The sequence below is a fragment of the Streptomyces sp. NPDC037301 genome (assembly GCF_055602785.1).
The window spans coordinates 21,350-43,402 of the sequence record NZ_JBVJWD010000006.1; the positions used below are offsets into that span (position 1 = coordinate 21,350).

The window sequence follows — 22,053 nt, forward strand, 5'->3', positions numbered from 1 at the left end:
GGCCTGTCCGGGGGATCGGGGCCGGACAGGCCACCGCGGCCGCGCCCGCCACGCACGCCCATTCGTCGGCTGCTGTTCGGCGGAGCGCCACCGTACCCACACCACGTCGCTCTTTCGCAGCCCGGCGGACTCTGGAACACTCCAGTCGCTTGCGCCCCGATACCTCCTCACCCCACAGAGGTCCTCACCCATGGCTGAACTCGACCGACGCCGCTTCATGCAACTCGCCGGAGGCACTGCCGCCTTCACCATGCTGTCCAACAGCATCGCCCGCGCCGCCTCCCTCCCGGCCAAGGGTGCCACCGGCACCCTTGAGGACGTCGAGCACATCGTCGTGCTGATGCAGGAGAACCGTTCGTTCGACCACTACTTCGGCACGCTCAAGGGTGTACGCGGCTTCGGCGACCCGCGTCCGGTGACCTTGCCCAGCGGAAAGCCGGTGTGGCACCAGTCGTCCGGCATCAAGGAAGTGCTGCCGTTCCGGCCCGTGGCCGACAACCTCGGGCTCCAGTTCATCCAGGACCTCAACCACGACTGGGCGGGCAGTCACTGGGCGTTCAACAAGGGCAAGTACGACCAGTGGGTCCCCGCCAAGTCGGCGACGACGATGGCCTACCTCACCCGCGAGGACATCCCGTTCCACTACGCCCTCGCCGACGCGTTCACCGTCTGCGACGCGTACCACTGCTCCTTCATCGGCTCCACGGACCCCAACCGCTACTACATGTGGACGGGACACACCGGGAACGACGGCACCGGCGGCGGCCCCGTGCTCGGGAACGACGAGGCAGGGTACGGGTGGACGACGTACCCCGAACGGCTGGAGAAGGCCGGGGTTTCCTGGAAGATCTATCAGGACATCGGCGACGGGCTCGACGCCGCCGGGTCCTGGGGTTGGATCAGCGACGCATACCGTGGGAACTACGGTGACAACTCGCTGCTCTACTTCAACAATTACCGCAATGCCAAGCCCGGCGACCCCCTCTACGACAAGGCGCGCACCGGGACCGACGCCAAGAACGGCGACGGGCTCTTCGACAGGCTCCGGGCCGATGTGAAGGCCGGGTCCCTGCCGAAGATCTCCTGGATCGCCGCCCCGGAAGCCTTCACCGAGCACCCCAACTGGCCCGCGAACTACGGTGCCTGGTACATCGCGCAGGTGCTGGACGCGCTGACGTCCAACCCGGAGGTGTGGGGGAGGACCGCCCTGTTCATCACGTACGACGAGAACGACGGCTTCTTCGACCACATCGTGCCGCCGTACCCGCCCTCCGGGGCCGCGCAGGGGCTGTCTACCGTGGCGACCTCCGCCGACTACTTTGCGGGCAGAATAGGTTACGCCGCAGGCCCGTACGGTCTGGGGCAGCGCGTGCCGATGCTGGTCGTCTCGCCGTGGAGCACCGGAGGGTTCTCCTGCTCCGAGGTCTTCGACCACACCTCGATCATCCGGTTCATGGAACGCCGCTTCGGGGTGAAGGAACCGAACATCTCGCCCTGGCGTCGTGCCATCTGCGGTGATCTCACCTCCGCCTTCGACTTCGGCCGTACGGACACCGCCCCGGTCGCCCTGCCCTCCACGGCCGGGTACCTGCCCCCGGACCGCAACCGGCACCCCGACTACGTGCCCGCGCCGCCCGCCGTCGCCAGCATGCCGAAACAGGAACCGGGCTCCCGGCCCACCCGGCCGCTCCCGTACGCGCCGTTCGTGGACGGCTCGGCGAACCCGGCCACCGGAAAGTACGGCCTCACCTTCAGCGGTGGCGGCGCTGCCGGGGCGCAGTTCCTGGTGACGTCCGCCAACCGTACCGACGGACCGTGGACGTACACCACCGAGGCGGGCAAGAGCCTCTTTGACGCCTGGAACACGGCTTATTCGAGCGGTGTGACCAACCTCAGCGTCTACGGTCCGAACGGCTTCCTCCGCACCTTCAAGGGACCCGGCAAGGCGGCGGGGCCCGAGGTGACCGCCCGCCACAACGCCACCAACGGGCATCTTGACCTGGCGATGCGTCAAGCTGGTTCCGGAGACGTTCATTTGACGGTTCGTGACGCATACACCGGATCGGTCCAGACGTTCACGGTACGCGCGGGCGCGACCGTTACCCACTCGGTGGACCTGCGGGGGAGCAGCCGCTGGTACGACATCTCGGTGGTCTCCGACACGGACACCACATTCCTGCGCCGCTTCGCCGGCCACGTCGAGACGGGCGAGGCGGGTACGAGCGATCCGGCCCTGATCACCGGCTGAACCGCAGTCCGGGCGGGGCCGGGGCGGGGGCGGGTGCCCATGCCCCCGCCCCGCCTGTCAGCCCAACGCGTCCGCCAGGGCGCTGTCCGCCGCGGCGCGCGACTCCTGCCAGAGCGTGGTGACCGGCACCCACACATGGACACCCCTGGGCATGCCCACGGTGGCCGCACGGAAGGTGACGCCCAGGTGGGAGGGGTCGGCCGAGACGGACAGGCTGCCGACGACATGCCCTTCGGTGGCCGCCGGGTCCGCAGTGCGGACTGTGGCGTATGCTCGCTCGCCCCGCGCGAGCACGTAGGGTCCGCTCCCGGCAGGCGGCACGGCTTCGGCGGAGCCGTCCAGACCCCGGAAGGTGATCGTCGGGATCCGGTCCACGACACAGGCCCGGTCGCCATGGTTGGTAACGCTGATACGGGCGACGTTCCGCTGCCCGCCGGGTGAGGCATGCACATCGAGGGCCTTCTCCGGACAGATCCCGGGGAGGCTGACGGCCCGGGTGGCGGTGCTGCCGGTCGTGGCCGACGCCGCGGTGGCGGCCAGCGTCAGGGCGGCTGCGACGGTGAGTGCGGAGGTGAGAGCGGAGCGGAGACGCATGGTGTTTCTCCCGTTGGATCGACAGCCTGCGGATGCGGCCGGACGGCCCCGCGGTCGGTGAGGCCGACAGCGCCAGTGTGACCGGTATACCCCGATCCTCGCGACAGATCGGACATATTGGTTCGATATATCCGGCGTTGCCACGCACCCATTCGCCCGGGCGTTGGCGTGCTGCCCGGGGAACGGGGCGCTGGGCGAGGGTGGGGGAGACCGCCGCGGCCACCCCACCCCGTACGCGGCTACCGCGGTCGGACCGTCGCCATGACTTCGCGGTCCGGCTGCAGCGTCAGCGTCGGTACAGGGTTGACGGTGCCCGGGTCCACCTCCAGTTCGAATCGGCGTGCCAGCACAGCAAGGATCAGCACCGCCTCGACCATCGCGAACCGTGTGCCCAGGCAGACCCGGGGGCCGCCGCCGAACGGGAACCAGGCGTACTCCGCGATGTCGTCGCCGTCCTGTGGATCCCAGCGATCGGGACGGAATTCCTCCGGCTCGGGAAACCACCGCTCGTCGCGGTGTGTCGCCCACTGACTGGTCCACACCCTGGTGCCCTCCGGCATCGGCACACCACCGATCCGCGCACCCTCCTTGGCGACGCCGGTGACGAGCCAGATCGTCGGGTACAGGCGCAGGGTCTCCTTGACCACCGACTGGGTGTACGTCAGCCGGGCATAGTCGTCGAACTCCGGCTCACGGTCGCCGAGTACCCGGTCCAGTTCCTCGGCGAGCGCGGCGCGCGTCCGCGGATTGCGGGACAGCAGATACCAGGCCCACACCAGAGTGGAGCTGGTCGTTTCGTGCCCACCGATGTACAGGGTGACCGTCTCATCACGTATCTCCTGGTCCGTGAGGTGCGCACCCGTCTCGTCCACCGCGGTCAGCAGCCGGCTCAGCAGATCGGGGCGATCGTCCCCGCCGTCGCGGTGACGGGCGACGACCCGGCCCACCTCGGCGTCGATGACCGCGGCGGCCTTTCTGATCCTGGCCCGGCCCGGTGTCGGCACCCAGTCCGGCAACAGCGCGCCGATACCGGCGAACTCCTTGCCGATCTCCTGCTGCGCCACATCCATCGCCCGGCCCATCGCATCGGCGTCGGCCGGGGTGTCGACGCCGAAGATCGTACGGACCGCGATCTTCTGCGTCAGTGCCGCCATCTCGCGCTTGATGTCGACGCGTTCACCACCGGACCAGGTGTCCGCCAGCTCCGCCGCGCTGCTCGCCATCGTCGCCGCGTACGACCGCACCTGCTTGGGGCGTACGGAAGGCTGCACCAGTGACCGCTTCCGCCGCCAGTCCTTACCTCGGGCGACCACAACGCCGTTTCCCAGCACGGTCCGGAACGCGATACCGAGTGCGGGCTGGTCGAAGGTGCGTTCCGTCTCGGTGAGCAGCTCGCCTATGCACTCCGGATCGGCTATGTACACACACGGGTTGGGGCCGAATCGCCAGCCGACCATGTCGCCGTGACCACGCAGTCGCTCGAAGAAGGCGAGGGGATTCTTTCCGAACTGTGGCAGGTTCCCGAGAAACGGCAGCCCCTTCGGGCCCGGCACGATCGTGTGGCCTCGCGGCTCGGCATCGACGGCCGGGCCGGTCTCCGTGGACATGAAAGTCTCCGCTCCCTTGTGGCGCATCCGACGTGATGCGCAGCGACCTGACTTCAGCAGTACCGCACGGCATGGAAGGTGTCATCGGCCTTGTGCAGTACGTGAGTTGTCGAGGGTAGCGGGCGCCGTGCCGAGAACGTACGGGCGGCTGGACGGTCGACGGGATCTGTCCGCCGTCGCCGGACGGGCCCGGGTCCTCGGCCCGTCCGGCGGTGCGGTCCGGTGGGCTCGTGGTCCGGAGCCCGTTTTGTGATGTGCGGGTCAGACGCCCGGCGGGACCCGGGACGGGCGGCCGTTGCCGCGGGTGAGGGAGTAGCCGAAGACGGCCGCGAGCGCCCCCAGTACTCCGCCGCCGACCGTCCACAGCCAGCGGTCGGTCCACCAGCCGGAGGCCCAGCCGTCCTCCGGCTCACTGCCGAGCGCGACCTCGTCCGACGCGTCGTCGCCACTCGCGGCCGAGGAGTCCGAGGCCCGCTCGACGGAGGACACACCGGGGACCAGCGGCTCGGCGAGTGTGCCGTCCACATCCCCGGCGCCGCCCTTGTCGACGGCCGTGACCTCGACCTCGGTCTGCACCGGAAGACCGAGGTCCGCCGAGGGAAGGTCGACGACCGTGAGGCGTACGTAGTAGCTGCCCGGCAGCGGGTCGTTGGCCCACGGCTCGGACCAGGCGCGGACGGTCCGCAGCACGCAGGTCAGCTCGACGGTCGACGCGTCGGCCGCCGCCTTCCCGGTCTGGCGGCCGTACATGCAGGCCTGGCGGCGCCGCAGCCCGTCGTACACATCGACCTGCCAGGTCGACGCGCCGTGCCGGGTGGCGCTCTCCGGCAGGGTGATCTTTGCCTTGACGGTGGCCCGCTGGCCCGCGTCGGCGGGGAACACCCAGTACAGGTAGTCACCCGTGGACGCCCCGGCGGTGGCGCGCTGGTTCTGCTGGACCGCAGTGGCCGTACGGAAGGTGGTGCCGGCCTCGGTGGGGCCGGACCCGTCGTCCGAGGCGCTCGGGCTCGGGCTCGCCGACGGGTCGTCGGCCGCGGCGGCGCCCGCCGAGGTCAGCAGGGCGAGGCCGGTCAGCAGCGCACTCGCGAGCACACGTGTCGTACGCATCAGTTGGTCCTCCAGACGGCGATGCGCCAGCGCGAGATCCAGCCGGTCAGCAGACCCGCGACCAGTCCGGTGAGAACCAGTACGCCCAGCAGCCACCAGCCGCGGCCGAGACCGAACGCGGCGACATCGGCCGCGTCGTCCGGGGCGTCCACCAGGTCCACGGTCAGTTCGAGGGGCATGCCCGGCGCGGTCTTCACCGAGGCGGGGGCCGAGTAGGAGTTGCTGACCTGGAGACACACGGTCTCGGCGGCGGGCTTGTCGCCGCTGTCCGTGTCGTCCTGCTCGGGCTTCGGGTAGCGCAGGCCGGAGGAGATCGCATCGGTGCGGCCGGTGCCCGACTCCGAACCCCGGACGATTTCCCGGCCGTGTACGGTCACCGCCCGCAGCAGCACGCCGTAGTCATTGTTCACGGCACGGTCCGCGAAGACGCTCACCGAGGCGCGCAACTCCTGCCCGGGCGGTACATCCACCCGGTACCAGCGGTGCTCGCCGAACTTCTCCCGGTCGGTGTACAGACCCGCCTTGAGCTCTGGTGCCGCGGAGCAGCGGTCCGCGCCCTCCGTCGCCACCGGCGTGACGACGGGCTCGGCGGCCCGGTCGACCAACTGCTTGACACGGCCGGAGAGTTCATCGGTGTGCTGGACGGCGGTGTAGGTGCCGCCGGTGGCCTCGGCGATACAGGTCAGCTGCTCGCGGATCTTCGCGTTCGGCACCAGGCCCAGTGTGTCGATGACGAGGTGGATGCCACGGGCTGCGATGTCACGTGCCACCTCGCACGGGTCGAGCGGGCCGCAGGTGTCCTCGCCGTCACTGATCAGCACGATCCGGCGGGTGGAGTCGCCGCCTTCGAGGTCGTCGGCGGCGCCCAGCAGGGCCGGGCCGATCGGGGTCCAGCCGGTGGGGGCCAGGGTGGCGACGGCGGTCTTCGCCTCGGTGCGGTCCAGTGGGCCGACCGGGTAGAGCTGCTTGGTGTCCTTGCAGCCGACCTTCCGGTCATTGCCCGGGTAGTCGGCGCCGAGCGTCCGGATGCCGAGTTCCACCTGCTCGGGCACCGCGTCCAGGACCTCGTTGAACGCCTGCTTCGCCGCGGCCATCCGGGACTGGCCGTCGATGTCACGGGTCCGCATGGAGCCACTGACGTCGAGCACCAGCTCGACCTTGGGGGAGGTTTTGGTGGGGGTTTCATCTGCTGCGGCGGGGAGCGCCGAACCGAGCCCGGCGGTCAGGGTGGCGAGCAGGATGCCCACCCCGACCGTCAGCCTTCTTCTTATGATCATCGCCGGATACTATTGAAGATCGCTTCGCTTCCCCAAACCGGTCCGGAGGCGGCCGACGGGCCGTCACCCGGGCCGGTCGAGGGGAAGTGACAGCCGGTCAGTGTCCCTTGCGGGGTGTGTGGGGCCGGCTCCGGCATGCAGAGCTGTGCAGGGGCCAGGGTGTGTTGGGCGTACGGGTGTCAGGCCCTGCCCAGCAGTGGGCCCGCGGCCCGTTCCAGCGCCGAGCCGACCCGCTCCCAGGTTGCCGAGTCCCGCTGAACGGCGGGCAGTTGGGTGTCCTCGCCGGTGTTCCAACCGATGGCGATCGCGACCGGGTCCTCGCCGGTTGCCGCGGCGGCGGCCAGCGCGGCCGCACCCAGCGCCACCAACTCGCCGCTCCCGGACACGATCACCGGCCGGCCGGAGAGCCGCCGTACCGTCTCCACCCAGGTGCGCCCCCGGGCGCCGCCGCCGATCAGGAGCAGCGGCCGGGCGGCCACCTCGGGGTCGGCCGGGTCGAGGCCGCAGGCCCGCAGGAGTTCGTCGAGGGCACGCAGCACGGTGAAGACCGCGCCTTCGTAGGCGGCGCCCAGGAGTTGCTGCGGGGTGGTGTCGTGCCGCAGCCCGGTGAGCAGGCCGGAGGCGGTGGGCAGATCGGGGGTGCGTTCGCCGTCGAGGTAGGGGAGGAGTACCGCCTCGTCGCCGGGGACCGCGTCGTCGCGCTCCAGGCCGAGCAGTGCGGCGACCTTGTCCACGGCGAGCGTGCAGTTGAGGGTGCAGGCCAGCGGGAGGTACGTACCGTCCGCCGCGGCGAAGCCGGAGAGTGCCGTCGACGCGGGCCGTGTCCGGGAGGCGGCGAAGACCGTTCCCGAGGTGCCGAGGCTGAGGACGGGGTGGTCCAGCAGTCCGGCGCCGCCCAGCCCGAGGCCGACGGCGGCGCTCATGTTGTCCCCGGTGCCCGCGGCCACGGCGATTCCCGCCGGCAGGCCGAGCGCGTCGGCCGCTTCGGCGGTCAGCGAACCGATGCGGGTCGCACCGGTCTCGGCCACCTCGGGCAGCAACGCGAGGTCCAGACCGAGGAGTTCGAGCAGTTCGGGGTCGTACGCACCGGTCGCGGTGGAGTACCAGCCGGTGCCCGAGGCGTCACCGGGGTCGGTGACGGCGGTGCCTGCGAGGCGTTCGGTCAGGAAGTCGTGGGGGAGGCGCAGGGCCGCTGCCGCGGCGGCGTTCTCCGGTTCGTTCTCCCGCAGCCACTGCCACTTCGTCGCGGTGAGGGAGGCCACCGGTACGGATCCGGTCCGCGTGGTCCAGGCTTCGGCCCCGCCCAGTGCCGCGGTGAGGGCGGCGGCCTGCGGGGCGGAGCGGGTGTCGTTCCACAGCATCGCGGGGCGCAGGGGACGCCCCGTCCGGTCGAGGACGACCAGCCCGTGCTGCTGCCCGGCGACCGCGATACCGGTCACGGCGGAGGCGGCGACGCCGGACTCCTTCAGTCCGGCGGCGACGGCGTCGCGCAGCGCCTGCCACCACGCCTCCGGGTCGCTCTCGCGGGCTCCCGCCTCGCCGGTGACGACATGCGGTGCCCGGCCGACGGCGAGCAGCCGGCCGGTTCCGGCGTCGACGAAGGCGGCTTTGGTGGACTGGGTGGAGCTGTCCACACCGATGACGACGGTACGCGGCGGCATGGGTGACCTCATTCCTGAGCTGCGGGGAGATGGCTGCGGGGAGACGGATGCAGCGAGATGACTGCGGGGCATGTGTCGCTTCGGGGTGTGGTTGCTGGTATGCCGCCACAGAAATTTGATCGTACGGAAAACAAATTACGCGATCGATCCGGCGGGGGAACAGTGGTCTCTCCGGATTTCTGGCTATGCGGGGTTACGTGCCGGGTGCACTCGATGCATGATTAGTCATGACAGTAAACAAATAGGGTTCGGCCACCTCGACCGGTCATGGAACCCGACAGCACTGAAGGCGGCCAGACGATGACGGAACGCTTCACGCCCACGCCCGACGACAAGTTCACCTTCGGACTGTGGACGGTGGGCTGGCAGGGGCGCGACCCCTTCGGCGATGCGACCCGCACGGCGATCGACCCGGTCGACTCCGTGCAGCGGCTCGCGGAGCTGGGTGCGTACGGTGTGACATTCCACGACGACGACCTGATCCCGTTCGGCTCGACGGACACCGAGCGCGAAGGGATCGTGAAGCGGTTCCGGCAGGCGCTGGACGCGGCCGGACTCGTCGTCCCCATGGCGACGACGAACCTCTTCACCCACCCGGTGTTCAAGGACGGCGCATTCACCGCCAACGACCGGGACGTACGCCGCTACGCCTTGCGCAAGACCCTGCGCAACATCGACCTCGCCGTCGAACTCGGCGCCACCACCTATGTGGCCTGGGGCGGTCGCGAGGGCTCCGAGTCCGGCGCGGCCAAGGATATCCGGGTCGCCCTCGACCGCATGAAGGAAGCCTTCGACCTGCTCGGCGACTACGTCACGGAGCAGGGGTACGACCTGAAGTTCGCCATCGAGCCCAAGCCGAACGAGCCGCGCGGTGACATCCTGCTGCCGACCATCGGTCACGCCCTCGCCTTCATCGAGCGTCTGGAGCGCCCGGAGCTGGTCGGCGTCAACCCGGAGACCGGGCACGAGCAGATGGCCGGGCTGAACTTCCCCCACGGCATCGCGCAGGCAATCTGGGCGGGCAAGCTCTTCCACATCGACCTGAACGGTCAGTCCGGCATCAAGTACGACCAGGACCTGCGCTTCGGCGCGGGTGACCTGCGCCAGGCGTTCTGGCTCGTCGACCTGCTGGAGACGGCCGGCTACCAGGGCCCGCGGCACTTCGACTTCAAGCCGCCGCGGACCGAGGACTACGACGGTGTCTGGGCCTCGGCCGCGGGCTGCATGCGCAACTACCTGATCCTCAAGGAGCGCGCCGCCGCCTTCCGCGCCGACCCCGCCGTGCAGGAGGCGCTGCGCGCGTCCCGGCTCGACGAGCTGGCCCGCCCCACCGCCGAGGACGGCGTGGGCGGGCTGCTGGCCGACCGGTCGGCGTTCGAGGAGTTCGACGTGAACGCGGCGGCGGAACGGGGCATGGCGTTCGAGGCCCTGGACCAGCTGGCGATGGACCACCTGCTCGGGGTCCGCTGATCCCGGCCCGCAGCGACGCGGGGCCACGGGTGTGGGCCGGACACCAGATCCAGATGTCCGGCCCACACCCGTGCGCGTTCGCGTGGATCGGCCGACGGCCCGGCCTGTACCCGGTGGGGGTGGATCGGCCGGTTGTCCGGTCCGTGCCCGCCCGCGCCCGTGCGGGCGGATCAGCCGACTGCCCGGCCCGCACGCACAGGGGCGGATCAGCCGGTTTCCCGGCCGTCCGCGTACGCCACCGGGTCGGCCAGTACCCCCGTCATCACCAGCGCCGCAGCTCCCCGCGCCGCGTCACCCGCCACGGACGAGGCGCGCAGTCGGCGGCTCCCGGGGGTCCAGAGCCCGGACACCACCCGGCCGGTCAGCTCCTCGTCGGCGGGCGGTGACAGCCACGGCATCAGGTTCCGGTATATCCCGCCGAGGACCACCGCGTCCGGGTCGAGCAGATTCACCGTCCCGGACAACACCCGCCCCAGCATCCGGCCGGCCTCCGCGACAGCGGCCACCGCCTGCTCGTCCCCGGCCCGGGCGCGCCGTTCCAGCTCGGCCACCCCGGAGCCGCTGCCGGACTCCTGGATCCCGGCGGCCCGCAAGAGCGCAGCCTGTCCGGCGTACTGCTCCAGACAGCCGCGCGAGCCGCACCGGCACTGCGGTCCCTCCGCATCCACCACCACATGCCCGATCTCCCCGGCGAACCCGTGCGCCCCGCGCAGGAGTTCACCGTCGATGACCAGGGCACCACCGACGCCGATCTCGCCCGTCAGATAGAGGAAACTGCGGACCGTGTCGAGTCCGCCGAACCAGAGCTCGGCGAGCGCCGCCAGATTGGCCTCGTTCTCCGAACTCACCGGCAGTGCCTCGCGACCGGGTTGCTCGGCGGCGAGCGAAGCGGCGAAGAGTTCCTCGGCCGGAACCTGATTCCAGCCCAGGTTGGGCGCCTGGCGCACCGCACCGCCGGAGACCAGACCGGGCAGGGCGAGCGCCACCCCGACCGGGAACAGTTCCTGCTCGCGTGCCGACTCCAGGGTGCGCGCCGCGATCCCGGCCGCCCGCGCCAGCACCTCCGCGGGCGGCGCGCCGCGGTTGTCGAGGTGCTCGGTGAGCCGTACCCGGCCGGTGCCGGCCAGATCGACGACACATACCGACACATAGTCGATGTTGACCTCCACACCGAGCCCGGCAGGCCCCGTGCGCGCCACTTTGAGCGCGGTCCCGGGGCGACCCGCCTGCCCGCTGAAGGTCTTGCCGGACTCGGTGAGGAACCCGATGTCGATGAGTTGCTCGACGAGCGAGGACACCGCGGCCCGGGTCAGTCCCACCCGCGCGGCGACCCCGGCCCTGGTCGCCTCGACCTCGTCGCGGACGGCCCGCAGTACCAGACTGAGGTTGCTCCGGCGCACGGTGTCCTTGTCGGCCTTGGGCCCCAGCGGTGTGAGGTTGCTCTTCATGTTGGATCCGAGCCTATGCGATCCCTTGTGCGATCAGCCTGTGAGCTGGTGAGCTTTTGTGACCGGTAAGACCGACCGGCAAATGGGGGGCGGCGTCGCGGGGCTGGGCACGCACTCCCCCAAGGCCTTAAGGGCCAGGGGGGACCCCCTCCGGCGTTGTCGTCAATCACCAACTTCCCCAAGCTCTCGGCTTCGCTCGAGCAGGGGAGACCCCATCGCGTTGGCTCAATCCTCCGCCTTGCAGCTGCACGCACTCAGCCCCGCTCCTTCTCCCACCCCCCATTTGCCGGTCGGTCTAAGTCCTGAGGCCGTTCGCCGTCTCGTCGCCGAGGGCGGCCCGTTCGCGGGAGAAGGAACCCGCCGCGAACGGGCCGCCGGTGAAGGTGAACCCGTGCGGGCGCCCGCACGGGCCGTCGGAACGTACGGCGCTCAGGCCGTCGAACCGCGCTCCTTGAGCATGTCCGCCATGAGTGCGATTTCGGACTGCTGGCCCAGGACCATGCCCGCCGCCAGATTCCTGATCTCATCGGTTCCGGCCGCGGCGGCCGCCGCCTGTGCCATCTCCGCACCGGCACGGTGGTGCGCGGTCATCAGCTTCAGGAACAGCACCTCGGCGTCCTTGCCCTTCGCCGCCCGCAGTGCGTCGAGTTCGGTGTCGGTCGCCATGCCCGGCATCAGCGAACCGTCGCCTCCGGGCGTGACGGTGTGCCCCATCCACTCCATGGGGGGTGCGCTTGACGACTTCGCCCGGCCCCACATCTCCAGCCAGCCGAGCATCATGCCGCGCTGATTGGCCTGGGTGTTGATGATGTCGTACGCGAGCCGGCGTACTGCCACGTCGGACGTACGGTCGCGCACGATGAACGACATCTCGACCGCCTGCTGATGGTGGATCGACATGTCGCGCGCGAACCCGACATCGGCGGACGTGTCCGAGGGTGCGGTCGCCGGTGCGGCGGAGCCCGCGGAGGACGACGGCCGTACGAGCATCAGCGCGACCAGGCCCAGCGCCAGCAGCAGCACCACACCGCCCGCCATCATCATCGGGCGCGAGGAGCGGACCGCGGACGTCACTGGGCGACCCCGCCGTTGCAGGCCGCGCCCGGCTCCGGGGTCTGCGGACCCTGCACGTACTTGGTGAAGAACTGCGCCACGCGTGCGTCGGTGGCACTCGTCACCGTCACCTGCTTGCCCCAGGCGCTGAGCATGAGCGGGGCGGCCTGGTCCTCGACCGGACTCATCAGGGAGTAGGGCGTGGCCTCGACCCGCTCGCCCAGTTTCTTGACGTCGGCCGGCTTCGCCTTGCTCGTGTACGTGACCCAGACCGCGCCGTGCTCAAGGGAGTGGACGGCGTTCTCCTTCGGTATCGCCTTGGTGTAGACATCGGTATCGCAGTTCATCCACACCGGGTTGTGATCGCCGCCGACCGGCGGGTTCATCGGGTAGTCGACCTTCTTCTCGACGTGGTTCCGGGAGAGCTTGTCCCAGGTCCGCTCGCCCTGCACGGGTGAGGACTTGGCCTCGACCTCGGCCTCTTCCTTGTCGTTGGCGGCGGACATCAGGTAGCCGCCGCCCGCGACGAGTGCGGCGATCACGGCGACGGAGGCGGTGAGGGTGATGATGCGGCTGCGCCGCTCGCGGGCCCGCTCCTTGCGGCGGGCCTCCTCCAGCTTGGCGCGGCGTGCGGCAGCAGGGGGGTTCTGCTTCTTGGCGGAAGCCATGGAGAGTCGTCCTTCGGTTCAACAAGACTGATGGAGCTGAGGGCATGCGGGAGAACGTCCTCGGTGTCCCGAGGGCGGGCCCTGCCTCTAGATCCGTTGAACCTGCAGACGCAGATGGTCGACTTCCCGCACGGCGTCGTTGGACGGGCCGCGGATCGCGGCGGCGCCGGTGAGCGGGGCGACGGGGGCTGTGGCGGTCACGCCGGGAAGTGCCACGGGTGCGCTCTGGCCGGGCAGTACGACGGGTGTCGCATGCTCGGAGGTTCCGTGGCAGGAACTGCCGACGCCCCGGTCCTCGGGGGCATCGGCCACTACGGTCCGTACGGCCACGGGATGCGCGGGCGTCATGGCCCGGGCGGCGGCTGCGGTACGGGTACCGGACTGGTGCGAGGCCGAGCCCGGGGCTGCCATCCGGTGCGCGGACGAGTCCACGGCCGCGACCGAACAGCACGAGACCATGGCGAGCAGTACGAACAGCCAGCCGAGAACGGCCGACGCGTGGGCGCTCTGCCGTCGTCGGTGCGTCCGTTCGCTCAGCCTGTTCATCCCCGCCATCGTACGTGGTGTGTGAAGTTTCAACGAGGGGTGCACGCTGTGGATGTACGGGACGCGGCCGCCGTTGTCGGAGGGACGGGGTAGTGTGCCCCGGTGACAACGCACTCGAACGTATCTGCGGGCTGGTATCCGGATCCGCACGGCTCGCCCCAGCTGCTGCGCTATTGGGACGGTTCCCGGTGGACCGAGCACACCAACCCGGCCGGTGGGCAGCAGCCCCAGGCCGTGGCCCAGGCGCCCGCTCAGCCGCAGACTCAGGTGCCGCCGCAGCAGGCCGCCCCGCAGCATCAGCAGGTCGCCCACCAGCAGCCCGGGGTTCCGCCGCAGGCGGTCCAGCCCCAGCAGGGGGGCGTTCCCGGCGCCGGCTCGCTCTTCAATCAGCAGGTCCTGGTGGTGAACCAGAAGGCCAAGCTGATCGAGGTGACGAACGAGTACAGCGTCTTCGACCAGCACGGCAACACCGTCGGCTCGGTCGTCCAGGTCGGCCAGAGCGCCCTGCGCAAGGTGCTGCGGTTCCTGAGCAGCATCGACCAGTACCTGACCCACCGCCTCGAGATCCGTGACGCGTACGGCCAGCCGCAACTCCTGCTGACCCGCCCGGCGAAGTTCATCAAGTCCAAGGTCATCGTGCAGCGCCCCGACGGGCAGCCGGTCGGCGAGATCGTCCAGCAGAACGCCATCGGCAAGATCAACTTCGCGATCATGGCGGAGGGCCGGCAGATCGGTGCGATCAAGGCGGAGAACTGGCGCGCCTGGAACTTCGCGATCGTCGACCACAACGACGCGGAGATAGCCCGGATCACCAAGACCTGGGAAGGCCTCGCGAAGACGCTGTTCACCACGGCGGACAACTATGTGCTGCAGATCCACTACCAGCTGCCCGAGCCGCTGCTGAGCCTCGTCGTCGCAACGGCGCTGACCGTCGACACCGCCCTCAAGCAGGACGCCCGCGGCTTCGGCTGACGCGGGTACGCGGGAGCCCCCTTGTGCGATCTTCCGCACAAGGGGGCTCCCGTGTACCGCCGGAACGGGTTCCGCCCCGTGCGATGATGCGCCCATGCCGTACTTGGTGCCGCCCCATATCCCTGCGGGGCGCCTCGCGGACTCCGTACAACCCGCCCTGCCCGTCGCCGACGACCTGCTCCTGCGGCCGTGGCGGTACGCGGACGCGCCGGCCGTCCTCGCCGCCTTCGCCGACCCGGTCATCCAGCGCTGGCATCTGCGCCGGGCCGACTCCGAGGACGAGGCGCGCGACTGGATCGACCAGTGGCGGAGCGCCTGGTACTGCGAGACCGGAGCCCACTGGGCCGTCGTCCGCCCCGCAAGCGTGGCCGGCGGAGCCGAGGAAGTGCTCGGCCGGGTCGCGCTCCGCTCCCTGACGCCGGCCATCGGTCACGCCGAATGTGCCTACTGGACGCTGCCGGCCGCCCGCGGACGCGGCGTCGCGCCCCGAGCCGTCTCGGTGCTGGCGCGCTGGGCCTTCGACGAGATCGGGTTCGAGCGCCTCGAACTCGCCCACTCCGTGCTGAACGAGGCGTCCTGCCGAGTGGCGGCCAAAGCGGGCTTCGCCCTGGAGGGCACCAGGCGCCGGGGCATTCTGCATGCCGACGGCTGGCACGACATGCACGTCCATGCCCGGATCCGCGGGGACGACGTCCCTCGTTGACCGGTGTGGCGAATGAGCGGCGCCACCGGGTAGCGGACGGCGAGTGCGGTTATCCGCGGTCCAGCGCACGGTCCGTGAGGGCGCCTGCGCAGCCGGTGTACCGGGCGGGTTCGGTCAGGTCGGAAAGATCGAGACCGGCAAGTTCGGGCTCCTCGTCCAGCACATCGCCGAGGACATCGGCCAGATCCGTGGTCTCCGCCCGGGCCCGGGCGGCGGCGCTCACCAGAACCTCCTCGGCTCGCTTGCGGCCGATGCGCTCGGCGAACACGGCGGCCAGCCGCTCCGAGACGATCAGCCCGTCGGTGAGCTGGAGATTCTCCCGTATGGCGTACGGGACGACGCGCAGTTGGTCGGTGAGTTCGGCAGCGTCGTAAGCGGCCCCGCCGACGAGCCGCAGCAGTTCGCGAAGCGGCTCCCATTCGGCGTGCCACGACCCGGCCGGCCGCTCGTCCTCGGCTGCGAGCGAGCCGTACAGCGTCGCCGCCAGGCCGGGGGCACGACGGGCGGCCGCGGCGATCAGCGTGGCGCGCACCGGGTTGGCCTTGTGCGGCATGGTGGACGAACCACCGCCCTTCCCTTCGGTGACCTCGCCGATCTCGGTACGGGACAGGGTGAGCACATCGGCCGCCAGCTTGCCGAGCGCACCTGCCGTGAAGGCGAGCGCGCCCGCCAGATCGGCGATCGGGGTACGCAGACTGAGCCACGGCAACAGCGGTTCGGCCAGACCGAGTTCGTTCGCGAATGCCTGGAGCACGGTCAGCCCCCGGCCGTCGTCGTCGGTGACTTCGGCTTCGGCTTCGTCGATGGGCGTGAAGGTATTGAAGGCGGCCAACGTTCCTGCCGCGCCACCGAGTTGCGCGGGAAGCGATTCCCGTACGGCCGAGAGCCGGTCCCGTGCGTCGAGGATCAGCGCACGCCACCCGGCGGCCTTCAGTCCGAAGGTGGTCGGCACGGCGTGCTGGGTGAGCGTACGGCCGGCCATCGGGGTGTTCCGATGTGCGAGTGCGAGCCGTGCCACCGCCTCCGCGGACCGTGCCAGATCGTCGAGCACCGGTGCCAGGGCCCGGGCGGCGACCAGCATGGCGGCCGTGTCGAGGATGTCCTGGCTGGAGGCGCCCCGGTGCACGTACGGCCGGACGTCCTCCTCCACCGCGGCCACCAGGTCGAAGACCAGCGGGGTGACCGGATTGCCGCTCGCACGTGCGCGCACCGCCACATCCCGCACATCGAATCGGCTCGCGTCGGCCGCCGCGGTCACCGCCCGCCCGGCCTCGGCGGGGGCGAGCCCGCAGACGGACTGGGCGCGGGTGAGCGCGGCCTCGGCGTCGAGCATCGCCTGCAGAAAGGCGCTGTCGCCGGTGGCCGTCTCGGCGGGTGAGCCGGCCCGCCCGGGGGCGAGCAGTCCGACATCGCTCTCGTACATCAGCTGAACTCCAGGAAGACCGTTCGCCGTCCCCCTGCAGGCGGATGTCGAACTGCAGGCGGATGTCGAACCGGTGGGTACGCGGGTGTCGCGATCAGTGTGGCCCGGTGCTCGGCGTCCAGCGACTCCAAAAGCGTGTCACCTGCCGGAACGGCGGCCAAGAGGTACGGGACCCCGCCCGGCGGCAGGGCCCGTACCACCCGATTGCCCGTCGGCGTCCGTCGACATCCGGCCCCGCCCGGCATCCGGCTCCGACGACAGGACCTGGCTACTGGCCCTCGTCGCCCGCCCGGTGGATACCGAACACCGCACCCTGCGGATCCCGGACCACCGCGATCCGAGGTCCGTCCGGAACGCTCGTCGGGGGCATCAGCAGTTCGCCGCCCGCCCCCTGCGCGGTGGCCGCCGCCGCGTCGACGTCCGTCACGGCGAAGTACGGCAGCCAGTTGGGTGGCGCCTCCGGCGGGAACCTGTCGTCCATGATCAGCATGCCGCCGAAGTCCTCGCCGGCCACGCCCCACTGCGTGTAGCCCTCCGAAGCGGTGTTCACCGTCCATCCGAAGACCGCGGGATAGAAAGCGAGCGACTGGTCGGCCTCCCGGGTGATGAGTTCGACCCAGCCGAGCGCGCCCGGGTCGTTCAGCCGCTCGGCGCCGGCGAAGGCGCGGCCCTGCCACAGCGAGAACACCGCACCGGACGGGTCCGCGACCACCGCGAACCTGCCCTGGTCGAACACGTCCATCGGGCCGACCAGGAGCGAGCCGCCCGCCGACTTCACCTTCTCGACCGTGGCGTCCGTGTCCTCGCTGGCGAACGAGACCGTCCAGGCGGGCGGCTGTCCCGGCTGGTAGACCGGACTCAGTGCGGCCACTCGCGCATCTGCGAGGTGCGCCATGGTGTAGCCGCCCGCCTCCTCACGCGGATCGGTCTCGGAGCGCCAGCCGAAGAGCGCCGCGTAGAACGACTTGGCAGCCGGGATGTCAGGGGTGCTCAGCTCGATCCAGCAGGGACCGCTGGGCACCGGTTTGGTGAGCTTCATACGGATTCCTTCGTGGGTGCATCGACACGTGCCTGTCTGTCCTCGTGCAGTCGAACGCTATGGGTTCACGGAGGGAGCGGCCATCAGTGCCGCGGCCTCGTCGTCGAAGAAAATGTTTTACAGGTGTAATACCTGTTAAAGTATTTGGGTGAGCGATACAACCATCCGATCCCGGCAGCCCTCGGTCCGCAAACTCCCGCTGGCCGCACCCCTGCGCCTCGCCCGGCCCTCGGACATGTGGTTCAAGCCGGCGCTGAGTGTGGTCGTCGCCACCGCCGTACCGGATCTGCTGCTGTTCGCCATCGACCGGCTCGACCTCGTGATGTACACGATGGCCGGCTCGCTCTGTGCGCTGTACGGCCACAACCTGCCGTACGCCCGCCGCGCCCGAGCCGTGGCCGGAGTCGTCGTCTCCATGGTCATCGGCATGGCGATATCCCTCCTCGCGGCCTCGCTCACCGGATCGACCGCCGTGCTGATCGCGGTGGGCGCACTGCTCGCCGCCGGACAGAAGATGCTCTGCGACGCCACCCGCATCGGCCCGCCCGGGCCGGTGATCTTCACGTTCGTGACCTCGGCCGCACTCTTCGCCCCGCAGCACCTCGGCGAGGTACCCGGCCACCTCGCGCTGACCCTGGCCGCGGGTGTGATCTCCTGGCTGGTCACGGTCGGCCCCGCGATGATCCGCAGGGAGGGTCCGGAGCGCCGGGCGACCGCCCGCGCACTCGACGCGGCCGCAGCATACGTCACCGCCCCCGGCCACCGCACCCGGCGCGCCGCGGTCGCGGCCGTGCACACGGCCTGGCAGGCGCTGCTCGCCGCCGGACGCCCCACGCCCGTACGCCGGGCTCTCGAACGTCTCGTCGTCCACGCCGAGGCCGCCCTTGCCGGGGGCGCACACGGGGCTTCCCCGATCGCTCCCGCCGCTGCCCCCGCTCCCGCCTCCGACCCCGAACGGCTCCGCGCCTGGGCCCGGCAGACCCGTGCCCGCGGACCCGTCCCCACTCCGCCGCCCGCCCCCGGCACGTCCGATGAGTTGTTCGGCATCGACGCCGAACGGGCCGCCCGGCACACACGAAGCCGCCGCGACGCCCGCCGCGCACTGCTGCGCAACCTCGCCCCGGGCTCCCCGCTGCTCCCCATCGGTACCCGTGTGCTCATCGGCTGCGCCCTGGCCGGATATGTCTCCCAGGCGGCCGGCGTCGGCCGGCCCTACTGGGCGATCGTCACGGCCGCGTCCCTGTACCAGGCCAATGTGACATTGTCCTGGAACCGGGCCCTTCAGCGGACCCTTGGCAATCTGCTCGGCGTCCTCGTCTTCGCCGCCGTCCTCCCGGTCAGCCGCACCGGACCGCTGGCCCTCATCGGCTTCTGCCTGTTCTTCGGCTTCGCGGCCGAGGCCCTGATCACCCGCAACTACTGGCTCGGCTCCATCGCCGTCACGCCGATGGCCCTGCTGGTCCTGGAGTTCGGCGGCACCCACCCGGCCGGTGAGCTCATCCGCGACCGGGTCCTGGACACTGTGATCGGCGCCGGCGTGGGCATCCTCGCCGCCATGCTGGTGACCAACCGCCGGGCCGCCGGACGCCTCGAAAAGGCCCTGGCCGCCACCGACCGGGCCCGCGCCCACGCCGTACACGCGCTCGCCGCCCCGCAGCCCACGCCCGCCGCCCTCGACGCCGCGCGCCGCAGGCTGACCGGATCGCTCGTGGAACTGCGCGAGGCCGACGACACCGCAGCGGGCGAATGGTGGCAGCGCGCCCTGCCCCAGGAGCAGGTCCTCGCGGCCGAGCAGGCCGGACACCGTACTCTCGCGGCGACAGCAGCACGGCAGGGGCTGATCGCCCCCGCCCAGGAGAACGGAGCGGTGTGACCGACGACATCGTCGCCTCGGTGGTGCGGCAGTGGCAGGCCGTCAACCCGGAGCTGGACACCGGACCGATGGAACTCATCGGCCGTATCAACCGCTGCGCGGCCCTGCTCCAGCAGGCGGAGGACGCCCCGCTGCGCGCCGCCGGTCTGACCCGCGCCGAGTTCGACCTGCTCGGTGCCGTGCGCCGTACCGACCGCGAACTCACCCCCGGCGAGCTGGCCAGGGAGACGTTCTCCTCCGGCGCCGCCGTCACGAAGCGTCTGCGGGTCCTTCAGGAGCGTGGGCTCGTCGACCGCCGCAGCGACGCCCGCGACCGCCGCGTCGCCCATGTCCGCCTCACCGAGGAGGGCCGCGACCTGGTCGACCGGCTGCTTCCCCGGCAGCTGGCGTACGAACGCATGGTGCTGTCCGGCCTCGACGAGCAGTCCCGTACCCGGCTCAGCGCCCAGCTCAGCGAGTTGCTGGTGCAGCTGGAGGGACGCATCGGCGGCGCCCGGCGCTGAACCGGGGGCCGGGACTCCGCCGGGTCGGCCCGCGGTCGGGACCGGCAGCACCGCACTGCCGGGCAGCACCGCACTGCCGGGCAGCACCGCACTGCCGGGCAGCACCGCACTGCCGGGCAGCACCGCACTGCCGGGCAGCGCCGCAGGGCCGGCAACGCCGGAAACAAATCCCGCGCGGACAACGGTACGTCGCTGCTAACGTCCGCCGCATGAAGCGCGCTGCCATGACGACGACGCCGGAGAGTGTCCCGGCGCGCTGACAGCTGTTCAGTCCGAAGCCCCGGGGCGAGTGCCCCGGGACTTCGCCTTGTGGTCACTCGTCCGACGACCGCGAGGAGACCGTCATGAACGACCACCGCAAGCTCGGCCGTGAGCTGGACCTGTTCGACACCGACCCGCTGATCGGCGCGGGACTGCCGTACTGGCTGCCCGACGGCGCAGTCGTGCGCCATACCTTGGAGGAGTACATCCGCACCGCCGAACGGCGGGCGGGCTACCGGCACGTGTACTCGCCGGTGCTCGGCAAGCGGGAGCTGTACGAGATCTCCGGGCACTGGTCGCACTACAGCGACGACATGTTCCCGCCGATGGACCTGGGCGGGGAGCAGGTCGTGCTGCGGCCCAGCCTGTGTCCGCACCACGCGGTCATCTACCGCTCCCGCTCCCACAGCTACCGCGAACTGCCGCTGCGCATGGCCGAGCTGGGTGGCATGTACCGCTCCGAACTCTCCGGAGTGCTCGGCGGACTGACCCGTGTGAGGGCCATCCAGCTGAACGACGCGCACATCTTCTGCACCCTGGACCAGGCGGCCGAGGAAGCGCAGGCCGCGCTGGAACTGATCCGCCGGGCGTACCGGGCGCTGGGCGTCAGCCCCGCCCGCTACCGGCTCTCCCTTCCGGGACCCGGCGGGAAGTACGTCGCCGCCCCCGAGATGTGGCAGCGCTCCGCCGCCCTGCTGGCCGAGGTCCTCGACCGCTCCGGCCTGCCCTACGAGGCGGCCGAGGGAGAGGCCGCGTTCTACGGCCCGAAGATCGATGTCCAGGTCACCGACAGTGCGGGCAGGGAGTCCACCCTGTCCACCGTCCAGGTCGACTTCCACCAGCCGGCCCGGTTCGACCTGCACTACATCGGCCCGGACGGCGCGAAGCACCGGCCGGTCATGATCCACCGCAGCATCATCGGCAGCGTGGAGCGAGCCGTCGCCCACCTCATCGAGGAACACGGCGGGGCCTTCCCCGCCTGGCTCGCCCCCACCCAGCTGGCGATCCTCCCGGTCTCCGAAGCCGAACTGCCGAATGCCGAGGCGCTCGCCCGGCGGTGCACCGGTCTCGGGCTGCGGGCCGAGATCGCAGGACCGGAACGCGGCACCCTGGGTGCCCGCATCCGGGAAGCGCGACTGGTGCCCTACCAAGCCGTCATCGGTGCCAGGGAAGCCGCCGACGACCATGTCGCCCTGCGCCTGCGCGACGGACGCCGGCACGATCCACAGTCCGCCGCCGACATCCTCGCCCGCATCGTCGCCCTGGTGGACGCCCACAGCACCGACCTCTGGGACTAGGGAGAGGTGCCGGGCTCCGGAGCAGGCCCTCAGACGGCCTGCTCCGGGGGCCTGCCCATCCGTGGATGCAAGGCCAGGATCAGCACACACACCACGGCGGCGGCCGGCGCGAACAGCGGCGCCGCGGCCGGCACGGGCCGTCGGCCGACGGTGTCGGAGAGCGGCCCGGAGACCAGTGGGGCGGGGACGAGGGCTGCCGCGTACACGGCGAACACCAGGGTCTGCACGACGGGCGAGAAGCCGAACTCCGCGCGGTACAGGCCATGGAGCGGGCTCGGCACGGCAGAAGGCCGGTCGTGCCG

General features: G+C 70.9%; 19 protein-coding genes. 7 read left to right on the forward strand and 12 right to left on the reverse strand.

Annotation, left to right across the window (positions count from 1 at the left end; all coding sequences use genetic code 11):
- Positions 1-190: 190 nt before the first annotated feature.
- A complete protein-coding gene (locus ACZ7IB_RS12375) occupies positions 191-2,248 on the forward strand; it encodes a phosphocholine-specific phospholipase C (RefSeq protein WP_470911916.1) in 2,058 nt (685 codons plus the stop codon).
- Between the two features lie 57 nt (positions 2,249-2,305).
- Here the strand turns inward: ACZ7IB_RS12375 and ACZ7IB_RS12380 are convergent, their stop codons facing one another.
- From ACZ7IB_RS12380 to xylB, 5 genes are all read right to left on the reverse strand, one after another.
- Positions 2,306-2,842 carry a DUF4232 domain-containing protein gene (locus ACZ7IB_RS12380; protein ID WP_470911918.1) on the reverse strand — a complete coding sequence of 179 codons (537 nt, stop codon included), beginning with the start codon at positions 2,840-2,842 and terminating at the stop codon, positions 2,306-2,308.
- A 239-nt stretch (positions 2,843-3,081) separates the two neighbouring features.
- Positions 3,082-4,449 (reverse strand): cytochrome P450, encoded by a 1,368-nt coding sequence (locus tag ACZ7IB_RS12385; protein ID WP_470911920.1) that lies wholly within the window; start codon positions 4,447-4,449, stop codon positions 3,082-3,084.
- A 261-nt stretch (positions 4,450-4,710) separates the two neighbouring features.
- Complete coding sequence (locus tag ACZ7IB_RS12390; protein WP_470911922.1) at positions 4,711-5,556, reverse strand: hypothetical protein; 846 nt, start codon at positions 5,554-5,556, stop codon at positions 4,711-4,713.
- On the reverse strand, positions 5,556-6,833 hold the full coding sequence (locus ACZ7IB_RS12395; RefSeq protein WP_470911924.1) for a VWA domain-containing protein: 1,278 nt from the start codon (positions 6,831-6,833) through the stop codon (positions 5,556-5,558). Before ACZ7IB_RS12395 ends, ACZ7IB_RS12390 begins: the two co-directional genes overlap by 1 nt.
- 179 nt (positions 6,834-7,012) lie before the next feature.
- A complete protein-coding gene (gene xylB, locus ACZ7IB_RS12400; RefSeq protein WP_470911927.1) occupies positions 7,013-8,494 on the reverse strand; it encodes a xylulokinase in 1,482 nt (493 codons plus the stop codon).
- A gap of 300 nt (positions 8,495-8,794) precedes the next feature.
- Here xylB and xylA point away from each other — a divergent pair, with 300 nt between their 5' ends.
- The gene (gene xylA, locus ACZ7IB_RS12405; protein WP_470911930.1) at positions 8,795-9,964 is read left to right on the forward strand and encodes a xylose isomerase; all 1,170 of its coding nucleotides are present in this window, start codon (positions 8,795-8,797) and stop codon (positions 9,962-9,964) included.
- Positions 9,965-10,170: 206 nt separating this feature from the next.
- Here the strand turns inward: xylA and ACZ7IB_RS12410 are convergent, their stop codons facing one another.
- From ACZ7IB_RS12410 to ACZ7IB_RS12425, 4 genes are all read right to left on the reverse strand, one after another.
- Positions 10,171-11,412: an ROK family protein gene (locus ACZ7IB_RS12410; protein WP_470911932.1), complete on the reverse strand. Its 1,242-nt coding sequence runs from the start codon at positions 11,410-11,412 to the stop codon at positions 10,171-10,173.
- Positions 11,413-11,841: 429 nt separating this feature from the next.
- The gene (locus ACZ7IB_RS12415) at positions 11,842-12,486 is read right to left on the reverse strand and encodes a DUF305 domain-containing protein (protein ID WP_470911934.1); all 645 of its coding nucleotides are present in this window, start codon (positions 12,484-12,486) and stop codon (positions 11,842-11,844) included.
- Positions 12,483-13,133, reverse strand: a complete 651-nt coding sequence (locus ACZ7IB_RS12420) for a DUF3105 domain-containing protein (protein ID WP_470911937.1) — start codon at positions 13,131-13,133, stop codon at positions 12,483-12,485. Before ACZ7IB_RS12420 ends, ACZ7IB_RS12415 begins: the two co-directional genes overlap by 4 nt.
- An 87-nt stretch (positions 13,134-13,220) precedes the next feature.
- A complete protein-coding gene (locus ACZ7IB_RS12425; RefSeq protein ID WP_470911940.1) occupies positions 13,221-13,679 on the reverse strand; it encodes a hypothetical protein in 459 nt (152 codons plus the stop codon).
- A 102-nt stretch (positions 13,680-13,781) separates the two neighbouring features.
- Here ACZ7IB_RS12425 and ACZ7IB_RS12430 point away from each other — a divergent pair, with 102 nt between their 5' ends.
- Entirely contained in the window at positions 13,782-14,651 is an 870-nt protein-coding gene (locus ACZ7IB_RS12430; RefSeq protein WP_470911942.1) for an LURP-one-related family protein, read from the forward strand.
- A gap of 94 nt (positions 14,652-14,745) precedes the next feature.
- Positions 14,746-15,354 carry a GNAT family N-acetyltransferase gene (locus tag ACZ7IB_RS12435; protein ID WP_470911945.1) on the forward strand — a complete coding sequence of 203 codons (609 nt, stop codon included), beginning with the start codon at positions 14,746-14,748 and terminating at the stop codon, positions 15,352-15,354.
- A gap of 49 nt (positions 15,355-15,403) precedes the next feature.
- Here ACZ7IB_RS12435 and pcaB read toward each other — a convergent pair whose 3' ends face one another.
- Positions 15,404-16,777, reverse strand: a complete 1,374-nt coding sequence (pcaB, locus tag ACZ7IB_RS12440) for a 3-carboxy-cis,cis-muconate cycloisomerase (RefSeq protein WP_470911948.1) — start codon at positions 16,775-16,777, stop codon at positions 15,404-15,406.
- A 268-nt stretch (positions 16,778-17,045) separates the two neighbouring features.
- A complete protein-coding gene (locus tag ACZ7IB_RS12445; protein WP_470911950.1) occupies positions 17,046-17,816 on the reverse strand; it encodes a VOC family protein in 771 nt (256 codons plus the stop codon).
- 148 nt (positions 17,817-17,964) lie between these two features.
- On the opposite strand from ACZ7IB_RS12445, the gene ACZ7IB_RS12450 reads away from it, so the two are divergent.
- From ACZ7IB_RS12450 to thrS, 3 genes are all read left to right on the forward strand, one after another.
- Complete coding sequence (locus tag ACZ7IB_RS12450) at positions 17,965-19,689, forward strand: FUSC family protein (RefSeq protein WP_470911953.1); 1,725 nt, start codon at positions 17,965-17,967, stop codon at positions 19,687-19,689.
- Entirely contained in the window at positions 19,686-20,192 is a 507-nt protein-coding gene (locus ACZ7IB_RS12455) for a MarR family winged helix-turn-helix transcriptional regulator (RefSeq protein WP_470911955.1), read from the forward strand. Before ACZ7IB_RS12450 ends, ACZ7IB_RS12455 begins: the two co-directional genes overlap by 4 nt.
- A 263-nt stretch (positions 20,193-20,455) precedes the next feature.
- Positions 20,456-21,751: a threonine--tRNA ligase gene (gene thrS, locus ACZ7IB_RS12460; protein WP_470912476.1), complete on the forward strand. Its 1,296-nt coding sequence runs from the start codon at positions 20,456-20,458 to the stop codon at positions 21,749-21,751.
- A gap of 29 nt (positions 21,752-21,780) precedes the next feature.
- Here the strand turns inward: thrS and ACZ7IB_RS12465 are convergent, their stop codons facing one another.
- A complete protein-coding gene (locus tag ACZ7IB_RS12465) occupies positions 21,781-22,032 on the reverse strand; it encodes a hypothetical protein (protein ID WP_470911958.1) in 252 nt (83 codons plus the stop codon).
- Positions 22,033-22,053: the final 21 nt, after the last annotated feature.